This is a genomic window from Paenibacillus maysiensis (assembly GCF_000520815.1).
GTDB lineage: Bacteria > Bacillota > Bacilli > Paenibacillales > Paenibacillaceae > Paenibacillus > Paenibacillus maysiensis.
In genome coordinates this window covers 1-19,770 of record NZ_ASRY01000332.1, presented here as the reverse complement: position 1 = coordinate 19,770, position 19,770 = coordinate 1, and the positions used below count along the sequence as shown (strand labels likewise).

General features: G+C 46.9%; 18 protein-coding genes and 1 pseudogene. 7 read left to right on the top strand and 12 right to left on the bottom strand.

Features of this window, described 5'->3' with window-relative positions:
- Nucleotides 1–23 precede the first annotated feature (23 nt).
- The 3 genes from L696_RS0126755 to L696_RS0126745 all read right to left on the bottom strand — a co-directional run bounded on the left by L696_RS0126755 (nt 24) and on the right by L696_RS0126745 (nt 4,256).
- A complete protein-coding gene (locus tag L696_RS0126755) occupies nt 24–1,580 on the bottom strand; it encodes a S8 family serine peptidase (RefSeq protein WP_025686377.1) in 1,557 nt (518 codons plus the stop codon).
- 532 nt (nt 1,581–2,112) lie between these two features.
- Complete coding sequence (locus L696_RS0126750; protein WP_025686376.1) at nt 2,113–3,897, bottom strand: SulP family inorganic anion transporter; 1,785 nt, start codon at nt 3,895–3,897, stop codon at nt 2,113–2,115.
- A 29-nt stretch (nt 3,898–3,926) separates the two neighbouring features.
- Entirely contained in the window at nt 3,927–4,256 is a 330-nt protein-coding gene (locus L696_RS0126745; RefSeq protein WP_025686375.1) for an ArsR/SmtB family transcription factor, read from the bottom strand.
- 548 nt (nt 4,257–4,804) lie between these two features.
- Between L696_RS0126745 and L696_RS0126730 the strand changes: the two genes are divergently transcribed.
- Both L696_RS0126730 and L696_RS0126725 read left to right on the top strand, forming a co-directional pair.
- Nucleotides 4,805–6,262, top strand: a complete 1,458-nt coding sequence (locus L696_RS0126730; protein WP_025686374.1) for an RtcB family protein — start codon at nt 4,805–4,807, stop codon at nt 6,260–6,262.
- A gap of 1 nt (nt 6,263) precedes the next feature.
- Nucleotides 6,264–7,544, top strand: coding sequence for an AAA family ATPase (locus tag L696_RS0126725; RefSeq protein WP_025686373.1), 1,281 nt, complete (start codon nt 6,264–6,266; stop codon nt 7,542–7,544).
- 72 nt (nt 7,545–7,616) lie between these two features.
- Here the strand turns inward: L696_RS0126725 and L696_RS0126720 are convergent, their stop codons facing one another.
- From L696_RS0126720 to L696_RS0126710, 3 genes are all read right to left on the bottom strand, one after another.
- Nucleotides 7,617–8,369 (bottom strand): amino acid ABC transporter ATP-binding protein, encoded by a 753-nt coding sequence (locus L696_RS0126720; RefSeq protein ID WP_025686372.1) that lies wholly within the window; start codon nt 8,367–8,369, stop codon nt 7,617–7,619.
- Between the two features lie 14 nt (nt 8,370–8,383).
- Nucleotides 8,384–9,052, bottom strand: a complete 669-nt coding sequence (locus tag L696_RS0126715) for an amino acid ABC transporter permease (RefSeq protein WP_025686371.1) — start codon at nt 9,050–9,052, stop codon at nt 8,384–8,386.
- A 74-nt stretch (nt 9,053–9,126) separates the two neighbouring features.
- Entirely contained in the window at nt 9,127–9,978 is an 852-nt protein-coding gene (locus L696_RS0126710) for an amino acid ABC transporter substrate-binding protein (RefSeq protein WP_025686370.1), read from the bottom strand.
- Between the two features lie 312 nt (nt 9,979–10,290).
- Here L696_RS0126710 and L696_RS0126705 point away from each other — a divergent pair.
- A pseudogene (locus tag L696_RS0126705) lies at nt 10,291–10,491 on the top strand (MFS transporter); the annotation flags it as partial.
- Between the two features lie 106 nt (nt 10,492–10,597).
- On the opposite strand, the gene L696_RS0126700 reads toward L696_RS0126705, so the two are convergent.
- Nucleotides 10,598–10,855: a GlsB/YeaQ/YmgE family stress response membrane protein gene (locus L696_RS0126700; RefSeq protein WP_025686368.1), complete on the bottom strand. Its 258-nt coding sequence runs from the start codon at nt 10,853–10,855 to the stop codon at nt 10,598–10,600.
- Nucleotides 10,856–11,151: 296 nt separating this feature from the next.
- Here L696_RS0126700 and L696_RS0126695 point away from each other — a divergent pair, with 296 nt between their 5' ends.
- Nucleotides 11,152–11,415 carry a YkgJ family cysteine cluster protein gene (locus L696_RS0126695; RefSeq protein WP_245233456.1) on the top strand — a complete coding sequence of 88 codons (264 nt, stop codon included), beginning with the start codon at nt 11,152–11,154 and terminating at the stop codon, nt 11,413–11,415.
- A 38-nt stretch (nt 11,416–11,453) separates the two neighbouring features.
- The gene (locus tag L696_RS0126690; RefSeq protein WP_025686366.1) at nt 11,454–12,410 is read left to right on the top strand and encodes an acetylxylan esterase; all 957 of its coding nucleotides are present in this window, start codon (nt 11,454–11,456) and stop codon (nt 12,408–12,410) included.
- A 139-nt stretch (nt 12,411–12,549) separates the two neighbouring features.
- Here the strand turns inward: L696_RS0126690 and L696_RS0126685 are convergent, their stop codons facing one another.
- Nucleotides 12,550–12,873, bottom strand: coding sequence for a DUF3817 domain-containing protein (locus L696_RS0126685; RefSeq protein WP_025686365.1), 324 nt, complete (start codon nt 12,871–12,873; stop codon nt 12,550–12,552).
- A 172-nt stretch (nt 12,874–13,045) separates the two neighbouring features.
- Here L696_RS0126685 and L696_RS0126680 point away from each other — a divergent pair, with 172 nt between their 5' ends.
- Nucleotides 13,046–14,050 (top strand): LLM class flavin-dependent oxidoreductase, encoded by a 1,005-nt coding sequence (locus L696_RS0126680; RefSeq protein WP_025686364.1) that lies wholly within the window; start codon nt 13,046–13,048, stop codon nt 14,048–14,050.
- A 318-nt stretch (nt 14,051–14,368) separates the two neighbouring features.
- On the opposite strand, the gene L696_RS0126675 is transcribed toward L696_RS0126680, so the two are convergent.
- Nucleotides 14,369–15,979 carry a cellulase family glycosylhydrolase gene (locus L696_RS0126675; protein WP_025686363.1) on the bottom strand — a complete coding sequence of 537 codons (1,611 nt, stop codon included), beginning with the start codon at nt 15,977–15,979 and terminating at the stop codon, nt 14,369–14,371.
- Between the two features lie 395 nt (nt 15,980–16,374).
- The gene (locus L696_RS0126670) at nt 16,375–16,626 is read right to left on the bottom strand and encodes a hypothetical protein (protein ID WP_025686362.1); all 252 of its coding nucleotides are present in this window, start codon (nt 16,624–16,626) and stop codon (nt 16,375–16,377) included.
- Nucleotides 16,627–17,329: 703 nt separating this feature from the next.
- On the opposite strand from L696_RS0126670, the gene L696_RS32415 reads away from it, so the two are divergent.
- Nucleotides 17,330–17,455 carry a hypothetical protein gene (locus L696_RS32415; RefSeq protein WP_280740298.1) on the top strand — a complete coding sequence of 42 codons (126 nt, stop codon included), beginning with the start codon at nt 17,330–17,332 and terminating at the stop codon, nt 17,453–17,455.
- 601 nt (nt 17,456–18,056) lie between these two features.
- Here L696_RS32415 and L696_RS0126655 read toward each other — a convergent pair.
- Both L696_RS0126655 and L696_RS32265 read right to left on the bottom strand, forming a co-directional pair.
- Complete coding sequence (locus tag L696_RS0126655; protein ID WP_025686361.1) at nt 18,057–18,545, bottom strand: hypothetical protein; 489 nt, start codon at nt 18,543–18,545, stop codon at nt 18,057–18,059.
- Nucleotides 18,542–19,770, bottom strand: a 1,229-nt coding sequence (locus tag L696_RS32265) for an AHH domain-containing protein (protein ID WP_245233455.1), incomplete at its 5' end; no start/stop codon positions are given. The genes L696_RS0126655 and L696_RS32265, both read right to left, overlap by 4 nt.

Here is a 19,770-nt window from a genome sequence, read left to right as displayed (position 1 = left end):
TCTAAAGCACGATCAGATCATTCTTAGTTAAGTACCGAATTGACCGCAGCTAACGCGTTGATCAGGCCATACCCATAGCCGTTATTCGGTGAAGTTGGATATTGGCTGTCTGTCAGCGGCGACGCTGTTTTCGAAATAACATCCTCCAGTTGATCCACTGTCAAGGATGGCTTGGCCTGGAGCAGCAATGCCGCTAATCCGGCCGTATGGGGGCCTGCCATAGATGTACCATTCCAGCCCCCCTCATATACTCCGCCAGGAACAGAGGAGCGGATGTTTACGCCAGGAGCCGATATTTCAGGCTTCACTTCGCCATATGGAGAAGGACCACGCAACGAGAAGCTGGCCAGCTTGTTGTTGACATCAGTCGCTCCAGTGGCATAAGCTTCCGGCAGATTTGCCGGATTGGCCACAGATCCAGGTCCGCCCGGATTGGAAAGAGAGGTGTTACCTGCAGAGAACTCAGGGAAAATCTGTGCCGCTCTCCACGCTTTGGTGACAGGACGATACCATTCATCCAGCCCAGGTCCGCCACCCCATGAGTTATTCACCACATCCGGTGCAAGCTCAGGATGCTTCTTGCCATTTTTGTCTACTGGAGCCAGCAACCATTGACCTCCGTCCAGAAGAATGGAATCTGTTGTGTTCGGGTTGAATACTCGAACGGCAATCCATTTGGCACCAGGAGCAACCCCGATTTCATTCGTACCGTTGCTATCCGAGCCAACACTTGTACCCATCGTATGCGTACCATGTCCATGGGAATCTGTCGGCAGGGATGCTCCGTTAACTGCATCATACCAGCTCAGTTCCGGATTAACGACTTTACCGGAAGCGTTCAGACCACGCCATTTTCTTTTCAGCGCTGGATGGGTATAATCCACGCCTGTATCCAGATTCGCGATAACTATTCCTTTACCGTCAATGCCTTTGGCCCAAACCTGTGGAGCTTTAATTTTAGAAATATTCCACTCCACCCGGCTCGGCGTTACAGCATCCTTATATACGGATTCCTCCACGGATTTTTGTGCACTTTCTTCTGTTACAGCCGTGTCTATTTCAACCTTTTGTAGCTCCCGCGTTTCATCCGGTAAAATTTTGTCTACCTCAGGAAGTGTGGCCAGATTGTCCAGTACCTCCTTGGTACTCGTTACCGCAAGCGCGTTCACGATAAAGTAGCTCTTGTACTTTTTGACGCCTCCGTTATTGACTTCCTTCTTTAAGTATTCTTCCACAGGCTGTTGAGATTTTTCAGCAGTATCAATGAGAGAGTTCACAACCGTTGTACGCACAGAAAGCTTAGCGGCAGCGGGGGATATCTGGTCTGCGGAAGCCTTTTGGAAAGCATGCTTGGCAACCGACTCTGTATCTACCTGATCTTTTAATTTAACCAGATAGGTGACGTACTCGCTGTCACTGAATTGCTGGTTCAGCTTGGCTGAAACCTTGGCGGAAATGGTCGAAGCTCCTGCTGCGGTGGTTGTGCTCGCATCTCCGTACACCGGAGAAATCAGAGAAAAAGCAAGAATAGCAGTAAAACTAGCCGATAACGTCTTTTTGATATTTTTCGACTTAATCAATACTTTTCATCTCCTTTTAATTGGTTTTGTGGTTCTCAAGAACAACCTGCCGACATTTGCGTGAAAAGCTCACAAAATAACCTTTGGTCCTCACCTCCTTCAAAAAATATAGATTCTGGCATGGAATCCATAGGTCATGATTCTGTGGTGGACAACCAAGAGGGCAGGATCGAAAGAAACAGCATGTAAATTTTAAAAATTTAGCTTATATCGCTTTGGAAAAAGTAAGAGAAAAACGTGAAGAAAAAAGTAGGGTAGGAAGCTAGAAGTTATCGAGGAGTTTAATATCCGTGCATTAAAAGCCAAATTAAAACAAAAGAATGATACAAATGGTATCTTTTGAATCTAGTATAATGTCATAAAAACAGATATACAAGCATTTCTTTGAATTTTTTTCCTTTTTCTTAGAAAAGCAAAAAACCTCTTCCGTTTTTACGAGCAGGTGCTAATCTGAGGGTGCACTGCTAATCGTAAAAATAAAAGAGATTTTTCGGCATTCGTTCTGCACTCCAATAGAAGAGTTCAGAGAGGGCTATCTACCGCTATTTACAGGTATGGGAACCGGAACAGCTCCATCCGAAATGGATGGTTTTGATAGTGCTTTCGATCTGTCGCATAGGGCGGCACATTCCCGAAAAGCCATCTGCCTGCACCCGCGACATGTATCCCGATCCACCAGTGTTATGGCTGCCGTGAGGGCTTCTCCTGTATGCTCGAAAAAATGATCATGTCCGATCATGTCGTAGCATCCGGTTTTGTGAAGTAATGCGAGAGGCTGCGGCTGAAGGCCGGAAACAAGCACTGTTCCACCGGATTTTCGATATTTCTGAATCAATACGGTAAAGTTAGATTCTCCTGTCATATCCATAAAGGGAACCTTACCCATACGCAGCAGCAAAATCCCTTGCTGGCGGTCAGCCTGACCTCCCATCCCCGAATTTTCCAATGCCGAAGCAGCACCAAAAAATAGAGGTCCTTCCACACTATAAATCGCCACCTGTGGGCAATCATGCTGCTCTGTAACCATATGCGCGCCGACTTTTTCATGCTTGACAGAAGGATCGGGTAACACCTTATCCACTGAAAGTGTACTGCTCATACGCTTGACGAACAGCACAACCGCCAGAATCAGACCTACTTCAACCGCCGTGGTCAGCGTCGTAAATACCGTCAGCAAAAAGGTGACAACCAGTACGATAGAGTCCGCTGTCCGCGTCTTGAGGATGTGTGCAAAATGTTTGCGCTCGCTCATATTCCAGGCGACCACCATCAACACCGGAGCCATACTCGCCAGCGGAATATTGGATGCATACGGAGCAAAAACCACCAGAATAAGCAGCACAACCAAGCCGTGTACAATCCCCGACATGGGAGACACGGCACCACTGCGGATATTTGTGGCTGTGCGCGCAATCGCCCCCGTCGCAGGAATGCCGCCAAATAGCGGTGTGAGCAAGTTGGCAATGCCCTGTCCGACCAGCTCACGATTGCTGTTATGTCGGGCTCCCGTCATGCCGTCAGCAACCACCGCCGAAAGCAGGGATTCGATAGCTCCCAACATTGCGATGACAAGTGCAGGCGGCAGCAGCTTCACAATTAAGTCCCAGGTCACGCCTGGAACATGCAGCTCTGGCAGAGATGCCGGAATTGCGCCGTATGCGGAGCCGATCGTTGCCACCTGACCCGGAAAAAGCCAGGCTGCCACCAGCGTGGACAAGAGCAGGCCGACGAGTGAACCGGGTACCTTGGGCCATTTTTTAGGCACCAGAATGAGGGCGGCAAGACAGATACACGCCGTCAGAATACTGTACACATTCAGTGAAGGCAGGCGATGGATCAGCTCTGCCATAGAAGGCAGAAACGTTTCATGCCGCTCTACTCCGCGCAAGCCGAGAAAGTTAGCAATCTGACCGCTGAAAATCGTCACGGCAATGCCCGCCGTAAAGCCAATCGTAACCGGCTTAGGGATAAACTTAATTAACGCTCCCAGCCTCAGCACGCCCATTAAGATGAGCATAATCCCTGCCATGAAACCGGCTATGAGCAAGTTCTCATAACCGTACTGCATGACAATAGCCAGCAAAATCGGGATAAAAGCGCCCGTAGGTCCGCCAATCTGAAATTTGGACCCTCCTAACAGTGAAACCAAAACTCCTGCCACTATGGTCGTGTACAGCCCGTATTCCGGCTTTACTCCCGATGCAATGGCAAACGCCATGCCGAGCGGAATGGCCACAATTGCCACAATACTTCCGGAAATCAGGTCCTTTCGCAAAGCTCCTGCGTTATAACCCTCGAACCTTCCCATCCACTTCATCCCCTGAACCCTTCTTTTCTGTAGTAGCATTACTTCTCGTTCCGTATACCCTCCAGCAACGAGATCGCTTCGACCAGATGATTGTCAAAGATTTGCCGCGCCACCGCAAGCAGTTCCGTCAAGAGCGGGTCCCGCAACGAGTAAACAACTGTCGTGCCTTCCTTGATGCTGCTCACCAAATTTTTGGCGCGCAGCACGGCCAATTGCTGCGATACGGCAGAGCCTTCGGAACCAAGCGCAGTCTGTAGCTCATTTACGTTCCGCTCCCCTTCACTCAACACCTCCAGAATGCGGATGCGCAGAGGGTGAGCCAATGCTTTGAAAAAGTCGGCCTTAAACTTCTGGAGTTCTCCTTCCATGCTTGCTCCGTCCCCCTCACAAAAATTGTCCTGTAAATCATCAACAATATCTGAATATTTGAATATTTAGACAATAACAGGTTTGGTTCATTTGAACTATGAACTAACTCACACTTCACTATGATTAAAGTCACATCTTTCCATACTTCCTCTTTTTGGGGTTGACAGCTTCCACAGGTTTCCATTAACATTGCAATTAACTTTAAGAAAAGGGGGCCGACAGACATGACTGAGCTTTACATGATGGTGACAGACAGGCAGCATGACAAAACCACATATTTGAATTTTCGTCTCATCGGCCCCGTTCGGGCGACATGATGGGTGACATCGCGCTGTCTGACGGCGTGATTAACCAGGCTTTTTTGTATCTAATGCTATTGGAAGAACAGGTTATTTTACGTATTAATGATGTATAGATCATGACGTGTAATGACACTTTCGGTGCAGGAAGCCGTAGACGACAAGTCTGCGGCTTTTTTTATTTTCTTTTTAGAGCTTAATTTGTATGTGTTTTTAGATTTACATGAAGAAGGGAACTATCCAACCATATGAATATACAACACACAACAGACTCGTTCTTAGAAAAGGGACCTTACAGCCATCTTATGAAGCTTCCGGCTGGCGATTTGACCGTATATGCTTCTCAGCAGCTTTTCTCCTCGCTGGATTACAAGGTGTTCGAGATGGCTAATAACAATTTACAAATTCCCGGTATCCGCTATATGGGCTATACTCCGGATGTGCATGTAGGCGTCGGAACCTGCATCGGCACGACAGCCGTATGGGGAATGGAGGACGGCTATGTATCTCCCTCCATCGTCGGCAGCGATATCGGCTGCGGCATGCGCGTACACCTGACGAATTTACACAAGGATGCCTTGAAGGAAACCAAGCTGCGCCGCAAGCTGGTCAAGACCATTGATAAATATTTGCCGATGGAAGCCCACCAGCGCGGACATTATTCAGATATCCGGCTGGAGCATATTGTACGCAAGGGCCTGCATGGATTACCTAATAAATATATTCCGGACAGCTACACGCCTAAAAAATCCACCTCACTCACCCATGTAGAACACAGTAAGTTCTCATTTGATGAGGAGGTACTCAACCTTGTCGAAGATCGCACGTGGCACCGGGCTCACCGCCAGCTCGGCACGCTGGGTGGAGGCAATCATTTCGTCGAAATTCAGGCGATTGAAATCGCGGAAGAAAACCGCGAAACAGCTGAAGCTTGGGGTATGTTCGACGGTCAGGTTGCCGTGATGATTCATTCCGGATCACGGGCTTGGGGTGGAGCCGTCAGCCAGACCAGTTCATCTGCCATTGCCAAGGCGATGAGCCGTCTCGGACTCGGTACCTCCGACCCGAGACTGGTATTCGCACCGCTGGATCATCCCGAGGCTGCACATTACATCAATATGATGTACTCGGCATTGAACTATGCGGTGGTGAACCGACATTTGATCGCATATTCCGTGCGTGAAGCCTTCCGTGATGTCTTTGGTACAAAATGCGAGTTGCGCACCTTGTACGATCTGATGCACAATTATGGTTGGGAGGAATCTCACCCGGATCACGGTAACGTGTTTGTGCATCGTAAAGGTGCTACGCGCGCTCTCCCAGCAGGGCACCCCGACAATCCTCGGCCTTATCAGGCGACAGGGCATCCAGCCTTGATCCCCGGCTCTATGGGGACAGCCTCTTATATTATGGTAGGTTTACCGGGCGGTCAGGATAACTTCCACTCCATTTGCCATGGAGCGGGCCGTATTCGTTCGCGTTCTGCGACCAAACGGCTCGTCAGTGTGGACGATTTTGCAGGGGCACTGGGTGTAGGGACAGACGACGAAATTGTGGTCAATCAGTCATCGCTGGAAAGCATTCTCGACGAATCTCCACAAGCCTACAAAAATGTAGATGATATTATTGAAAGTGTTACCGGGGCAGGACTCGCAGCAGTTGTAGCCAAATGTAAGCCGCTGGCCGCCCTGAAAGGAGCCAAATAATTTGAGTATAGACATCCCGGCTATTTACGAATTTGATGAACGTACAGATGGGCGCATTACCGGTTATGCCGCTTATGCCCGTCTGATCGACGGCATCAGTGAAGCACTCTATAACCGCTATGGTGTAAAATATGAGCTGTATGCCAGCGATGATCCCAATATTGAGTATTGGGATTTGCTGGAGGAGGATATTCGTTCAGCCAGCCCTGATCTGGAGCATGTGGCACGAGTCTTCGATCGTTTGGAGGAACGCACCATCCAGTATGATGATGACGGGCCGACCCCAGAATACGGCGTGCACCTGTCGATGCGTAATAATGTATTCGCCTATCCCAAGTGGGGCATCGCGCTGGCGCGAGTTCCCTTTTTCCGTGATAATGGCGTATATAATGAAGATTACGTATTTGCGATAGGCGATCAGGAGCTGCAAGGCTTCCTCGCGGGAGTACGCGGTCGTGAACGCAAGCAAAATATGAAGCGTGTCACCGTCTTTACCGACACAAGTCGTGGACTTTCCCGGCAGGCGGAGCCGATAACCCGCGCAATTACGCGAGATGACGTGATTTTGAAAGCGGAAATTAAGCGGGATATTTTCCGATCACTCGATCAGTTTTTTGAAGCAGATCGTTCTTTCTATCAGACTTATAACATTCCTTACAAGCGTGGTATTCTGCTATACGGCCATCCAGGCAACGGTAAAACAACACTTGTAAAATCAATTGCGAGCAGCGTACCGGGTCCGGCCGCCTACTGGCAAATTACGGAGTATACGACCAGTGAATCGGTCAAAGAGGTGTTCGAGGCGGCTACCCGTCTGGCGCCTATGGTTCTGGTCATTGAGGATATTGATTCCATGCCGCAGGAGGTTCGTTCCTTTTTCCTGAATACGCTTGATGGTGCTACTTCCAAGGAGGGCATTTTCCTGATCGGAACGACCAATTATCCTGAAAAAATTGATCCGGGTCTGATGAACCGGGCGGGTCGCTTCGACCGTGCCTATGAGATCAGTCTGCCGGACGAAGCGCTGCGACTGGCGTATCTCAAGCTGCGCAACTTCCTTATTTTTGCAGGAGAAGCGGGTACGCAGAAGGCGGCGGCGATGACTGACGGCTTTTCTCTGGCCCAACTCGGCGAGTTGTATGTCAGCACTGCTCTGGAATGGCATGAGAGTGGAAAAACAGATATTGAGCTGATTATTAAAGGTATGCGAGGCGAGCTGGATAAGAGCCGTAAGCAGGACTGGTTAAAAAATGTAGCTGAAGGACGAGTTGGATTCTTCTAAATCGTAATAAAAAGAAGAACCTCTGATGCCCATAATGGCGCATGTAGAGGTTCTTCTTTTTCCATCTTCTTTTTATTCTGTTTCCCCGCTCAGACGATTCAAAAACTGAATAGCCCGTGGACTGGTGGGGCGTTCAAGTACCTCATGAGGTGAACCTTGCTCCACAATCACGCCCTGATCCATCAAAATCACATGGTCAGCGACCTCGGCGGCAAATTTCATTTCATGGGTGACAATGACCATGGTCATGCCTTCGGCAGCCAGTTGCTTCATGACCTTGAGCACCTCACCTACCAGCTCGGGGTCAAGCGCAGAGGTCGGCTCATCGAATAACAGCACCTCAGGCTCCACCGCCATTGCCCGGGCAATACCGACCCGTTGCTGCTGTCCGCCCGACAACTGATGGGGATAGGATTCTGCTTTGTCCGCCAGTCCCACCTTTTTAAGCAGCTCCAATGCGCGTTTGCATGCCTCGTCCTTATTTTTCTTTTGAACGGTGACTTGTCCCTCCATTACGTTTTGAACTACTGTCATATGCGGGAACAGGTTGTAGGATTGAAATACCATACCCGTTCGCTTGCGCAGCGCCAAGATGTTTTCCTGCCGCAACTTCGTTCCTTTGGCAAAATTCAGTGCAATATCCCCCACCTGAATCTCACCCTGATCGGGAACCTCCAGCAAATTCAGACAGCGCAAAAACGTTGTTTTACCAGAGCCGGACGGGCCAATGATCACCAGCACCTTCCCTTTATCCAACGTCACATTAACACCCTTCAGCACTTCCAGCGAGCCGAACGATTTGTGTATATTCCGAATTTGGATCACCGGTACAATCTCCTTTATCTGACGGAAAAACGGCTCAGCCGCTTCTCCAAGTAATTTTGCAGCACGGTCAATACGGTGCTAAACAGCAGATAAATAACCCCCGCCTCGGCATACACCAATAACGGCTCATACGTGGTGGCTACAATCTGGTTAGCTGTTCTGAACATTTCCACATAGGTGATGGTCGCAGCTAACGAAGTATCCTTGACCAAACTGATGAAAGAATTAGCTAACGGCGGTACGGATACACGGGCTGCTTGCGGAAGCACGATACGTCGCAGCACTTGCCAGCGCGTCATCCCCAAGGAGTAGCCAGCCTCCCATTGACCTTCCTGAATGGATATGATAGCCGCACGCATAATTTCGGAGCCATAAGCCCCCACGCTGAGCGTAAAGCCGATCACTGAAGCAATGAAAGGGTCCAGCGTAATGCCAACTGAAGGCAAACCGTAGAAAATAATATACAATTGTACCAGCAACGGTGTTCCCCGAATCACCCACACATAGAAACCGGAAATCAGCTTGAGTACTTTCCATTTGGACAGTCGAGCCAACGCCGTAACCAGCGCCAGTATCAAGCCCAGAGCAAAAGAGATAAGTGTGAGCGGAATCGTGAAAGAAACCCCTGCTTTCAGCAGAGGCAGTAATGAATCGATAATAATTTGTATCTGGCGATCATCCATTGTGCAGACATCCTTTAAAAAGATAAGTTTGCGAAAATCCGGTTCGACATGGCGAGACTCCGGTTATTCGTGTGTTATTTGGATACGTCGGCTCCAAAATATTTCTCGGAAATTTTCAGGTACGTACCGTCAGCCTTCATGTCAGCCAGCGCTTTGTTGACTTCCTTGATCAAGTCTTCACTACCTTTGTTAAAAACAGCCGCGCTGTATGAAGCATCTGAAGATTCATCTACCTTTTTGATGGGAGCGTCAGGCTTTTGCTTTTTCAAATCCAGGTAGGACAAACCATCATTGACGGTCGCATCGACCCTTTTGGATGTCAGGAGACCAATCGCCTGATCGAATCCATCCGTTGCCACAATTTCCGCGCCGTTGCTCTTCGCGATTCGAGTCAGGTTACTGGTCAGGGATTGCCCGGCCTTTTTACCTTTCAGATCAGCAAACTTTTTGATGTCATTATTATCTTCGCTTACGATCAGTACCGCTTTGGACACGATGTACGGATCGGAGAAATCGTATTTTTGCTTACGTTCATCGGTAATAGCCACCTCATTAAACACCGTGTCAAACCGCTTGGAGTTCAATCCTGCGAATATGCCGTCCCATTGTGTCTCGATAAACTCAGGCTGTACGCCCAGACGCTTGCTTACTTCAGTCGCAATATCGACATCGAAGCCTGTCAGCTTACCAGCAGCATCATGGTAGGTAAACGGAGCATAGGTACCTTCCGTACCAATTCGCAGCTTGCCGCTCGCTTTTACAGATTCCAAAGTAGCCATAGCGGTTGTATCCGCTTTTCCATTATTTGATCCGGTATCCCCGGTAGAAGCATTATTTGAATTAGCCCCTTTGTCGTTGTTACCGCAGGCCGAAACCAGCAAAGCCATTACGATCAGTACGACTGGTAAAAATCTAAATTTTTTCATGTTAACCACCACACTCTTTTCCTTTTTCTTGATAACCTAGCACGTAGCTGGCTCATTGAATAGTACATCATTCATTTTTACATGTCAATGCTTTTATCCAATAATTCCTATGCAAAAGGTAAGCTATATGACTTCCGGAATCCAAGTCATCCTAGGTTGGCTCATTCATAGTTAGACTATTCATTTTATCTATCCTCGCAGTAACTTTTTTCTGTACCTTATTACGTCAGAGGTCTCGTATAATAGATTTCAATATGAAGATTAGTAATATTTCCTATGAAACTGCCGTATCTGTTCGTTGGACTTGCCTTAATGCTGCCCGCCGAATCCTTTGGCCGTGTAGCCAGTCTGGATCTGATGTTTTCTTTTGCTCTGCTGCCTGTAGGTTATCTGGCTGTGGGTGCGATCGCGGACAAGCTTGGCGGCATCTTCACCATCGGCCTGTTTTCAACCATTGGCATGTGCATCGTGTTGGGCGTTTTATGTGTGCCTCATATCAGGCGGTTTCAATAAAAAAAGCAGCTTCAGCAAGATTCATTTGTGAACCTTGCTGAAGCTGCTTCTTTTCATTTGATACGCTTATGCCCTATAAGGGCTAGTGGAATCGATATTTTATGTGTTAGCCCCTGCTCCGTCCAACGGAGCGGAAGATCAAGCTTACAATCACGACCAGCACAATCGCACCAATTAATGCAGGAACGATGTAGAACGATCCGATTTCAGGACCCCAGTCTCCCAGAATCAAGCTACCCAACCATGCACCGATAAAACCAGCGATGATGTTACCTATCACGCCACCCGGAACATCACGACCTGCGATAATTCCTGCCAACCAACCAATAATACCGCCAACAATCAATGCCCATAACCAACTCATTTTGCGTCACCTCGTTTAAGTTTTTATCGTTGTGTTCTATTATTAACCACTCGAACTCCTTTTGAACACACAGAGCAAAACTGGTTAATATTACCACAGAACAAAACACTGATTTAGGGACTTGATACCATCCTACGTGCCTCCCCGACTATTTATAACCCTTGTGTGCAAAGTGTGTATAAACTACAGTTAGCCTTGTGTTCCTGCTTTTTTTGTGCCATCCTCACATTATGGCTTCATTGAAGCCGCTTCATGCATACATTGCAAAAATAACAGATGATAAGGAGTGACCCCAACTGGAGTGTCGTGTCGGATGCGCCGCGTGCTGTATTGCTATTACGATTTCATCCCCTATTCCCGGCATGCCTGATGGAAAACCGGCTGGTGTCCCTTGCCCACAGCTCACTACAGATTACCGCTGCCGATTGTTTGGCAAACCTGAGCGTCCAGCCGTATGCAGTGGATTTCATGCTGATGAAGATACGTGCGGAAGCACAAACGAAGAAGCATTTGAGCTGCTGAGAGGACTGGAAGAGTCTACTTTACCGGGGAAAGCTTGAGTAGATATTCGTTCTATATGAAGGAGGATTTTTTTACTATGAATATCATTGAAAAAAGAATTGCCGAATTGAAGCAGTATCAACCGGATTTGACCGCCCCGAAGGATATCGAGCTGTTTTGGAACAAAACGCTGGAAGAGGTACAAGCCAAGCCCGTGCGTGCGTTCAAAACACCAGTGGAAACGCCGTATCCTCATATTCATGCCTCACGGGTTACTTTTGAAGGTGTGGATGATACGCCGCTGCATGCATGGTATATACGCCCCCAATTTGCCGGAAATCAAAAGCTGCCGTGTATTGTCCTTTTCCATGGCTACACAGGTGGCAAGGGCTATCCTGAGGATTACTCGTCCTGGCTGATGCTTGGTTTTGCTGTATTTGCCGTAGATGTACGTGGTCAGGGTGGTGAAACAGGAGACCGTTTGGACGATCCTCATGGTACAGTTAAAGGCTGGGTAACGAAAGGGATTTTGGATAAAGATACCTGCTACTACAAAACGATAACGACAGATGCCCTTAAAGCCGTGGATTGGGTGGCGGAGCAGTCGGATGTGGATGCGAGCAAAATTGCAATCTCTGGGGCCAGCCAGGGCGGCGGCCTTGCATTAATGGTGGCTGCGCTCAGCGATAAAGCTGCTGTTACGGTGGCTGACATTCCTAATATGTGCCATATGGATTTTGGTATGATGAATTCTACCAGCTCGCTGACGGAAGCTGCCGAATTCGCAAACCGATTCCCGGAGCATTTGGAGCAGGTGCTACATACATTAAGTTATTTTGACGTCATGAATCTTGCTCATCGCATTCGTATTCCAGTCATGATATCAGTCGGACTCCAGGATACTGTTTGCATGCCAGAGACGATTTTTGCTGCTTATAATCGCATTGAATCACCTACAACGATTGAAGTTTATCCATTTACGGGACATTGGGTGGAAGGCTTTCAAAGACGTAAAACTGCTGAATTTTTAGTGAACGCATTCAAATTCAATTAAATTAGCTTCCGGTGCACAAAAAAAAGAACACCACGCGTCAAACTGCGCAATGCTCTCTCTTCTCTGCTGCACCGGGGCTAGTCTCGCTCGCGGGGCTTAAGGAGCAAATCCTCGAATCTCTCTCGACCTATACTAAAAATTACGATGCGGCTCGCTGTTCTGCTGCCGAATCCCCTGTCCATTTTTTCACCCACACCCAATCCATAATGATCAGGCCAAAAGGAATGAAGGATGCAAATATAATGAATAAAGGCCGCCGGAGGGACCAATTCAGCGCTGTTTTGCCATAGATCAAAGCGACAAGGAGCAGCAGAAAGCTGATCCGGTATATGTTACCGATCACCATGACCGTCTGGGTCATGCCCGCAGCTTGCAGCGGCTGATGGGTGAATAATATCGCCAAATACGCTATACCTTGAATCCAGAGCATGAGTCGGACACGCCCCAAAGGTGTTCTTAACACAAATTCGTTCCCCTTTCCAAAAGCAAGGATGTTCTCTCACCCTACACTTCCTTCATTATAACGAAAAGGTTCCTAAACTCCAACCCATTCAACTACAACTGCAAACCATCCAACTTCAGGTTTTGACCAAATGAATTGTGTTTGATACAGTTGTGTAAGAGGTGATTGCAAAATGCTTAAACTGGGTATACTGGACCAGTCTCATATTCCTGAAGGCGGTACTGCTCAGGATGCATTATCCCATACAACTGCTTTGGCGCGTGAAGCCGACAAGCTGGGGTATAGCCGTTATTGGGTGTCTGAGCATCATGCTTCCAAAATGCTTGCACACTCCAGTCCTGAGGTGCTGATCGCACATTTGGCTGCAAATACATCACGTATTCGCGTCGGCTCAGGCGGTATTATGCTGCCCCACTATAGCGCATATAAAGTCGCTGAGAATTTCCGGCTGCTGGAGGCGCTTCATCCAGACCGAATTGATCTGGGGCTGGGACGTGCTCCCGGCGGTTTGCCGCTGGCTACACGTGCCTTGCAGGAAGGTAAGTACCAATCCGTCGAGCAATATCCACAACAGATTCTCGATTTAATTGATTATTTCCATGATTCCGTGCCTGCCGACCATCGGTTTGCCGGGCTTCATGCGGCACCGACGATTTCGACCATTCCTGAGCTGTGGCTGCTTGGTTCCAGTGGAGAAAGCGCAAGATTAGCCGCGATGATGGGTGCATCCTATGCTTTTGCCCAATTTTTCGGTACACCGGGCGGGGTGGAAGCTACCGCACGTTACCACGATCAGTACCAGCCTTCCATTCTTGGGGATAAACCCCGCTCCATGGCGGCAGTTACTGTATCATGCGCTGAAACTACAGAAGAAGCCGAACAGTTGGCTTCCAGCGCCAGCTTGTTTTTCCTGTTGCTCATGCAAGGCAAAGAAATGACTTCACTGCCATCGGTGAAAACAGCGCTGTCCTATCCGTACACGGAGTTTGATCGTGAACGACTGCGTCAGTCTGCATCATGGCGCGTTGTCGGTACACCCGATCAGTGTAAGGAGCAATTGCTGCGCTTGGCTGAACAGTATCGTACCGATGAGCTACTGGTTGTTTCCTCCATTCATGACTTTGATAAGCGTGTTCAGTCCTATCGTTTGCTTGCCAAAGCATTTGATTTGGCTTAAACATGGCTCCACCTGGAGCTGCTAAGCTTTGGGAACACAAAACCCCCGCCTGCCTTAATGGCAAAAAGCGGGGGTTCTTTGTTGAGGAACGGTCCATTAGGACCAAACCCTCTGTGCTATGGAAGTAGTTCAAGCAGCGCGAAAGTAGAATATTATATGGTACTTTAGTAGTATATACATTGGATCTAAAGAGCCACGTATTGCCTCCTAAAGTTCCAATACCCATATACCAAAGACGCATACTCTCTACTCCAAATCTTGAAAAGTTGACCCAAAAGTCCTGTGTTATTTACTCATTCCGGGTATAATCACTCTTTCTTAAGGCTCTATACCCCATATCCGCTTGCCCTGTTGATAAACGGTTGCACGGTCCCAGCTTGCGAAGGCCGTTTGATTAGCACCATATGAATAATCGTTGGTTTCATCAAAATTGCTCCAATTCGCAGCATGGATGCGGGGTTGGATTTCTCCGCTTTCCCCGCCGGGCTGAATAGTACCTGCTCCATCAGTAAATGAAATTTCCACATATTTATCAGCCTTGGCCTTCGGCTCTGGCAACGTTATAAAAGTTGCTTTTACCTTTTCATTTCCAACCTTGGCCCAGTCTACAAACAATTGCTGACTTTGTTTGCTTTCATCCGTGTAATAGTAGCGAATTTTCAAATCACTCAGCTTGACAGCTGTGTTCCCTGTGTTTTTGATATTAAATTCAGGGCGGATTGCGTTATCCTTGGTATTCGTGTCTCCGGTGCGATATTGAAGCACAATCCCTTGATCGTCCCCGCCTGGTGTGCTTCCTCCGTTACCGTTATCGCCGCCGTTGTTTCCACCGTTGTTTCCACCATTGTTACCATCTTCGCCACTGTCACCACCGTTATTGTCGCCTCCAGTATTGTTGTTGGAGCCTTCCAGAATGGCTTGTTTTACGAATTTACCGGAAGCCGACAATTGTGAATCAGGCCATCCCCCTTTACGGTTAGCGCCAGGTAAAAGCGCAGCAGAGGTTTCATTTTTATCGGCCAACGACCAGTTTGCCCAACTGATTCCACGACTAGCCAGGAAATCTGTCCATACCTTAGACTCATTCAGGAACGGCCCCCCGTTACCCGAAGCATCACTGGTTCCCCATTCCGTGGCAAATATGCCCACGCCCTTGTTCAGCGCGTAATCGACACGATCCAGCAGGTATTGTCCGTGCGTACCCGCATAGAAATGCACGGTGTACAGCGTATTTTTGTCTGGAAGTGGGTTATCTGCTGCATCGTGTACATCCTGACTCCACATGCCTGTACCTGCAATAATAATATTGTCTGGGTCCTTGGCTCGAATAATCTGGGATATCTCCAACGCATAAGGACGAATTTGGTTGTTCCAGTTCACGTTCCCGTTCGGTTCGTTGGCAAGCTCGTAGATCACGTTTGGCAAATTCCCGTACTGAGTTGCAAATTCATTAAAGAAAGCCTTGGCTTCATTTTTATGAATGTTCGGATCACCATCCGACAGAATGTGCCAGTCAATAATGACGTACAATCCCAGCTTCTGTGCTGCCTCAATTGCTTCCTTCACTTTATTTTTTAATGAAGGATTGGCAATATAACCGTCTTCCTCGGTGTACAACGCAACGCGGAACAAGGAAATGCCCCAGTCGTCCCGCAGCCATTTCATGGAATCCTCATTCACCAAATCTCCAAACCATTGGATACCATGAGAGCTAATCCCTTTGAGCTGTACAGGCTGCCCGTTTTTATCCACCAGTTTGCCGTTTTTCACTGAAAGTTGCCCGTAACGCTCCACAGGAGTTGTACCGGCAGCCTCTGCGGTCTGCTCATTCCAGTTAAATCCGTTCGTTAACGTCAACAGTAACACCGCAGTTAACATCACCGCTACTCTTTTTGCGATCCTTGGCAGGACCCATTGCTCATTCATCATTTACACATTCCTTCCTTTTTATAAAGTGGATAAGCTTATCAGTACGTTGTTCTCCGCCTTTTTGCTCCCCTCCTTTATACGCAAGAGGATCAGGTCCAACATTAGGTGTCACTTACCTGTATATGGATGTTACTACTATTATAGTTAGTTCTATGTTACATTTCGACTTTATGGTGGAAAATGAACAGGAAGTCACGGTTTCAGGATAAAAGTCCCACCTGAAAATTGCGAAATTTGAAGAATTTTGCCACTATGAAAAAAGATCCTAAAACTTTTAAAAAGCCTAAAAAAAGACTGCTCCCCATGCCCTTCGGCCCGGTATAGCAGTCTTATACATGATCATGTATGTGAATCGTATCGTGTTAAAAATATCGTATTAACGTATGATCTGCCTATTACCCCTGAGCGGCTGCCTGAGGTTTTTTGATCGTCTGATCTTCCTTCGTATCGCCGCCATCCGTCACTTGACCTGTCAGTATAGTCTCAGATGAGTTGCCCATTACCTTGTCGATCAGTTGCAGCCAAGGCTCTTCACTTCCACCACAGCTCTCAATATCACCGAGCAGGGAGTCCAGCCTGGTTCCTTCTTCCGGCAAATCAATAACTAAACTGTCTTCGTCTACCTGGATGGTGCAGCAGGTTTTCATTGTAAATCCCTCGCTTAATTCTTATTTGAGCATGCACACGCAAGCTCAGATGGGATGAATCCCCATGGATTCCGGGATAAGCCCCTTTGAATCCGTTTGAAATTATAAACCTATTGTTTTGAAATTGCAATGAACAAACCTTGAATTTTTTCAGAATTAGCGAGGGATTACATAAAATTTTCGATAAAAGCTAGATCCGATAGGCCATATTTTGGCCCCCCCTTGTTCAGTCCAGTTGAGTTTGAGTGTTTCATTGAGGTAGACGGAATTGCCTTTCCAAAGAATACGGTCGTTTAATGGTTTTATTGTAACAAGTAAAATAAACAAAAAACAGCTGAAGCCTAGTTCGTTGATACGGCAACTCCATTTACTTATAACTCCCTTCAACACATCTACCTCTGTCAAAATGAATGTCGATTTTTCGCAAATAAAGAAAGTTTCAATTCATCAAACGAATGTCTAATAGTCTCAGGGACTTTATTCCTACTTTTGGACATATGTAAATTTTTATTTAAAAGATATGATGTATATAGTATTTAGTATTTCTCAAAGCTCTTAACTGCTGCTCTTCTAAATTATAAAGAGCTTTGACTATATTTTCTATCATGATAAAGCTTCCTCGCTATAGTTCATGGCTATGTCTGACTCATAGAAAAATGGTCCATACTGCTTAGTAAGATAATTAGTAGGGGTGGCATGACAAATGTGGACTTCAATGAGCAGCAATGACAATCTGATTTCGGACATGTTTAAAACAGCTTTACAACTAGAAGACCCCTGGAAATTGACCCATATCGAGTTTGACGATCAGGATCAAGCCTGGCATTAGTTTATTGATTTCGAAAGGGGGACTGGGGGACTACTTTTGCTTGTCCGCTTTGTGGTACGTCATGCAAAGCCTACGACACAGAGGAAAAAAACTGGCGGCAATTCATATGCAAACGTAGTAGGCCATTTCATTCCCTCTGAATCCCGCAGTACATAACGGCTTACGATCACGTTCCCATCAACGACGGTATCTGCTTAATGCGCGGTGAAATCCGGGTAATCCGTTTTTTCCATAAACAACACCTTCAACACTTTCAGCCGCCCGGTGGCTATATACGGCACTTCCTGCTAAAGCAGGTACAGTCTGCCCTTATTCTTCACGATTTCTCTGCCTACAGTCAGCGTGTGATCGCATCTTTGCCTTTACTCTATTAAGCCTCATGCTCTTTGCTGTATTTGAGCAACTATCTCACTCCTTTCTCTGCTGGGTAATTTATTGTCTCTTTGTCTTCTTCCTCTTCGTTTTTCTGCACTCAAAAAAGGCTTACTCCTACTCATATTTCGAGTGGAATAAGCCTCCAGTTCATCTATAATTTTTTCAAATTTATCAAATCATTATAGTCTACCTTTTTAGCAGGTGTCGCACTTCATATTACAACCCATCAAGCAAAGTAAGCAATAAGTCTTCCTTCGTCTGGGTAATCACCATCCCACCCACACGGAAAACCACCAGCCTTATAGATTCTAAAAACTTGTTCATAAAAATTTTCAACCTCACCGTTTATTGCTCGATTTATTGCGCAGTTTCTCAAGTCCACTGCAACACTTTCAAAAAAATCGCTATAAGAGTCCGTTATTTGACTTCTAAGACCATCAGCTATTAATCCAGTTAATTCATCCAAACCATTAGGTTTTTGGGAAGAATCTAATTTATACAACTTTCCCTTAACTTTTCCCATTTCAAGTTGTCTTATATCAGACCAAGTATATTCATCTTCACCAAAAACTTCAGTAATGGCTAGCCTTTTCGCCTCTTCATATTGATTAATTGTAACGATATTTTGGGGTTTCTCTGTTTTTAGAAAATCCACCATAGAATTGGAGAATTGAACAACTTCTTCAACCAAATTGCTGTATATTCCGTACTTCATAACTTATCAAACCACCTTTCCCACAAATCTATTGTTGCGCCCCCGCCTCTGTCCCAAACAGGCTTAATTTTATCTTTGTTTTTAGCTCTGTCAAGTAAATAATCATCCATACCTTTGGATTTTATTTTTTTCAATTCTTTTTGTAGATAATCATCTGTCATATATAGTGGTAGCCCTTTTTCTTGAAGCTTCCTCAACTTTTGTTGTAAATCAAAAACTTGCTTTTCAATAGCGGCTATATCTTGGTTTATATTTATTTTATTAAGTTTACTCTCTACAAAATCGCTATAAACTGAATGATAGCCTTGATGCCTCGAGGTTGAACTTGTATATTTATCTGGAATGCGAAGGAAAAAACCATTGGAGGCATGGTCCATATCCATCCCTATTTTTTCAATAACAGGATGTTCGTTAAACTCTGCCGGAATAACATGCTGTGCTTGATAAGGAGTACGCTTTGTCGACCTGCGTAACCCCATTTCTTCAAACATATTCTTACCTAACTTCGTGGAACTTCCCCCCGTTACCTTACCAGGAGTTCCCGGAATCAATCTCTTAGATTCACCCGTCCCCTCAACCTTCTTCGCTGCTCCCTCTTCCATTTCCTTCATGATCTTGTTGTAATTCTTCTGCACATCTGTCTGCGGAAGTGGTCCGCTGTCCATCTTATTAACGTGCGGAACCGATGGAACTGGCGCTCCGTTGGCTGTGGCCAACTTACCGTGGTTGAGGCCGTCTGCCATTTTACTCAGTTGCTCATTGAACTTCTGGCCCAGCTTGCTGCCGGTCTGTTCCAGCTTGTTTACAGCTTTGCTAAAGCCTGCTCCAACTGCATCTACACCTTTACCAATCCATTGAGGTGTGAACTTGCTGCCTACCTTTTCCGCGAATCCGCCGATGGCCTTGCCTACTTTGGAATCCAGTACGCCCACGGTGACAAAGCCCAAACCTGCGTCTTTTGCTACCGAGCCCCAGTTAATCTTTTCACCGCTCAGTACCTGACTTGCCAGATTTTCTGCCGCATTTGTCACACCGCCGATCGCTGCTTTCCTCAGTAAGGTTCCCCCTACACCGAGAGGGCCAAAGATCGCTCCAGATACCGCCCCGATTCCCGCTTCTTTCAAGCCGGTCAGGGCGTAGTCGCTGAAGTCGCTCACTTCCCCTCGGGCGATATCTGATGCGGCCAAGCTTGCTACACCCAAGCCACCCGCCAGCAGCGCTCCTC

Coding starts and splice junctions, on each gene's coding strand:
- L696_RS0126750 (WP_025686376.1), bottom strand. CDS start 3,897: ATGAAGTGGATGGGAAGGTTCGAGGGTTATAACGCAGGAGCTTTGCGA.
- L696_RS0126745 (WP_025686375.1), bottom strand. CDS start 4,256: ATGGAAGGAGAACTCCAGAAGTTTAAGGCCGACTTTTTCAAAGCATTG.
- L696_RS0126730 (WP_025686374.1), top strand. CDS start 4,805: ATGAATATACAACACACAACAGACTCGTTCTTAGAAAAGGGACCTTAC.
- L696_RS0126715 (WP_025686371.1), bottom strand. CDS start 9,052: ATGGATGATCGCCAGATACAAATTATTATCGATTCATTACTGCCTCTG.
- L696_RS0126710 (WP_025686370.1), bottom strand. CDS start 9,978: ATGAAAAAATTTAGATTTTTACCAGTCGTACTGATCGTAATGGCTTTG.
- L696_RS0126700 (WP_025686368.1), bottom strand. CDS start 10,855: ATGAGTTGGTTATGGGCATTGATTGTTGGCGGTATTATTGGTTGGTTG.
- L696_RS0126690 (WP_025686366.1), top strand. CDS start 11,454: ATGAATATCATTGAAAAAAGAATTGCCGAATTGAAGCAGTATCAACCG.
- L696_RS0126680 (WP_025686364.1), top strand. CDS start 13,046: ATGCTTAAACTGGGTATACTGGACCAGTCTCATATTCCTGAAGGCGGT.
- L696_RS0126675 (WP_025686363.1), bottom strand. CDS start 15,979: ATGATGAATGAGCAATGGGTCCTGCCAAGGATCGCAAAAAGAGTAGCG.
- L696_RS0126670 (WP_025686362.1), bottom strand. CDS start 16,626: ATGAAAACCTGCTGCACCATCCAGGTAGACGAAGACAGTTTAGTTATT.
- L696_RS32415 (WP_280740298.1), top strand. CDS start 17,330: ATGTGGACTTCAATGAGCAGCAATGACAATCTGATTTCGGACATGTTT.
- L696_RS0126655 (WP_025686361.1), bottom strand. CDS start 18,545: ATGAAGTACGGAATATACAGCAATTTGGTTGAAGAAGTTGTTCAATTC.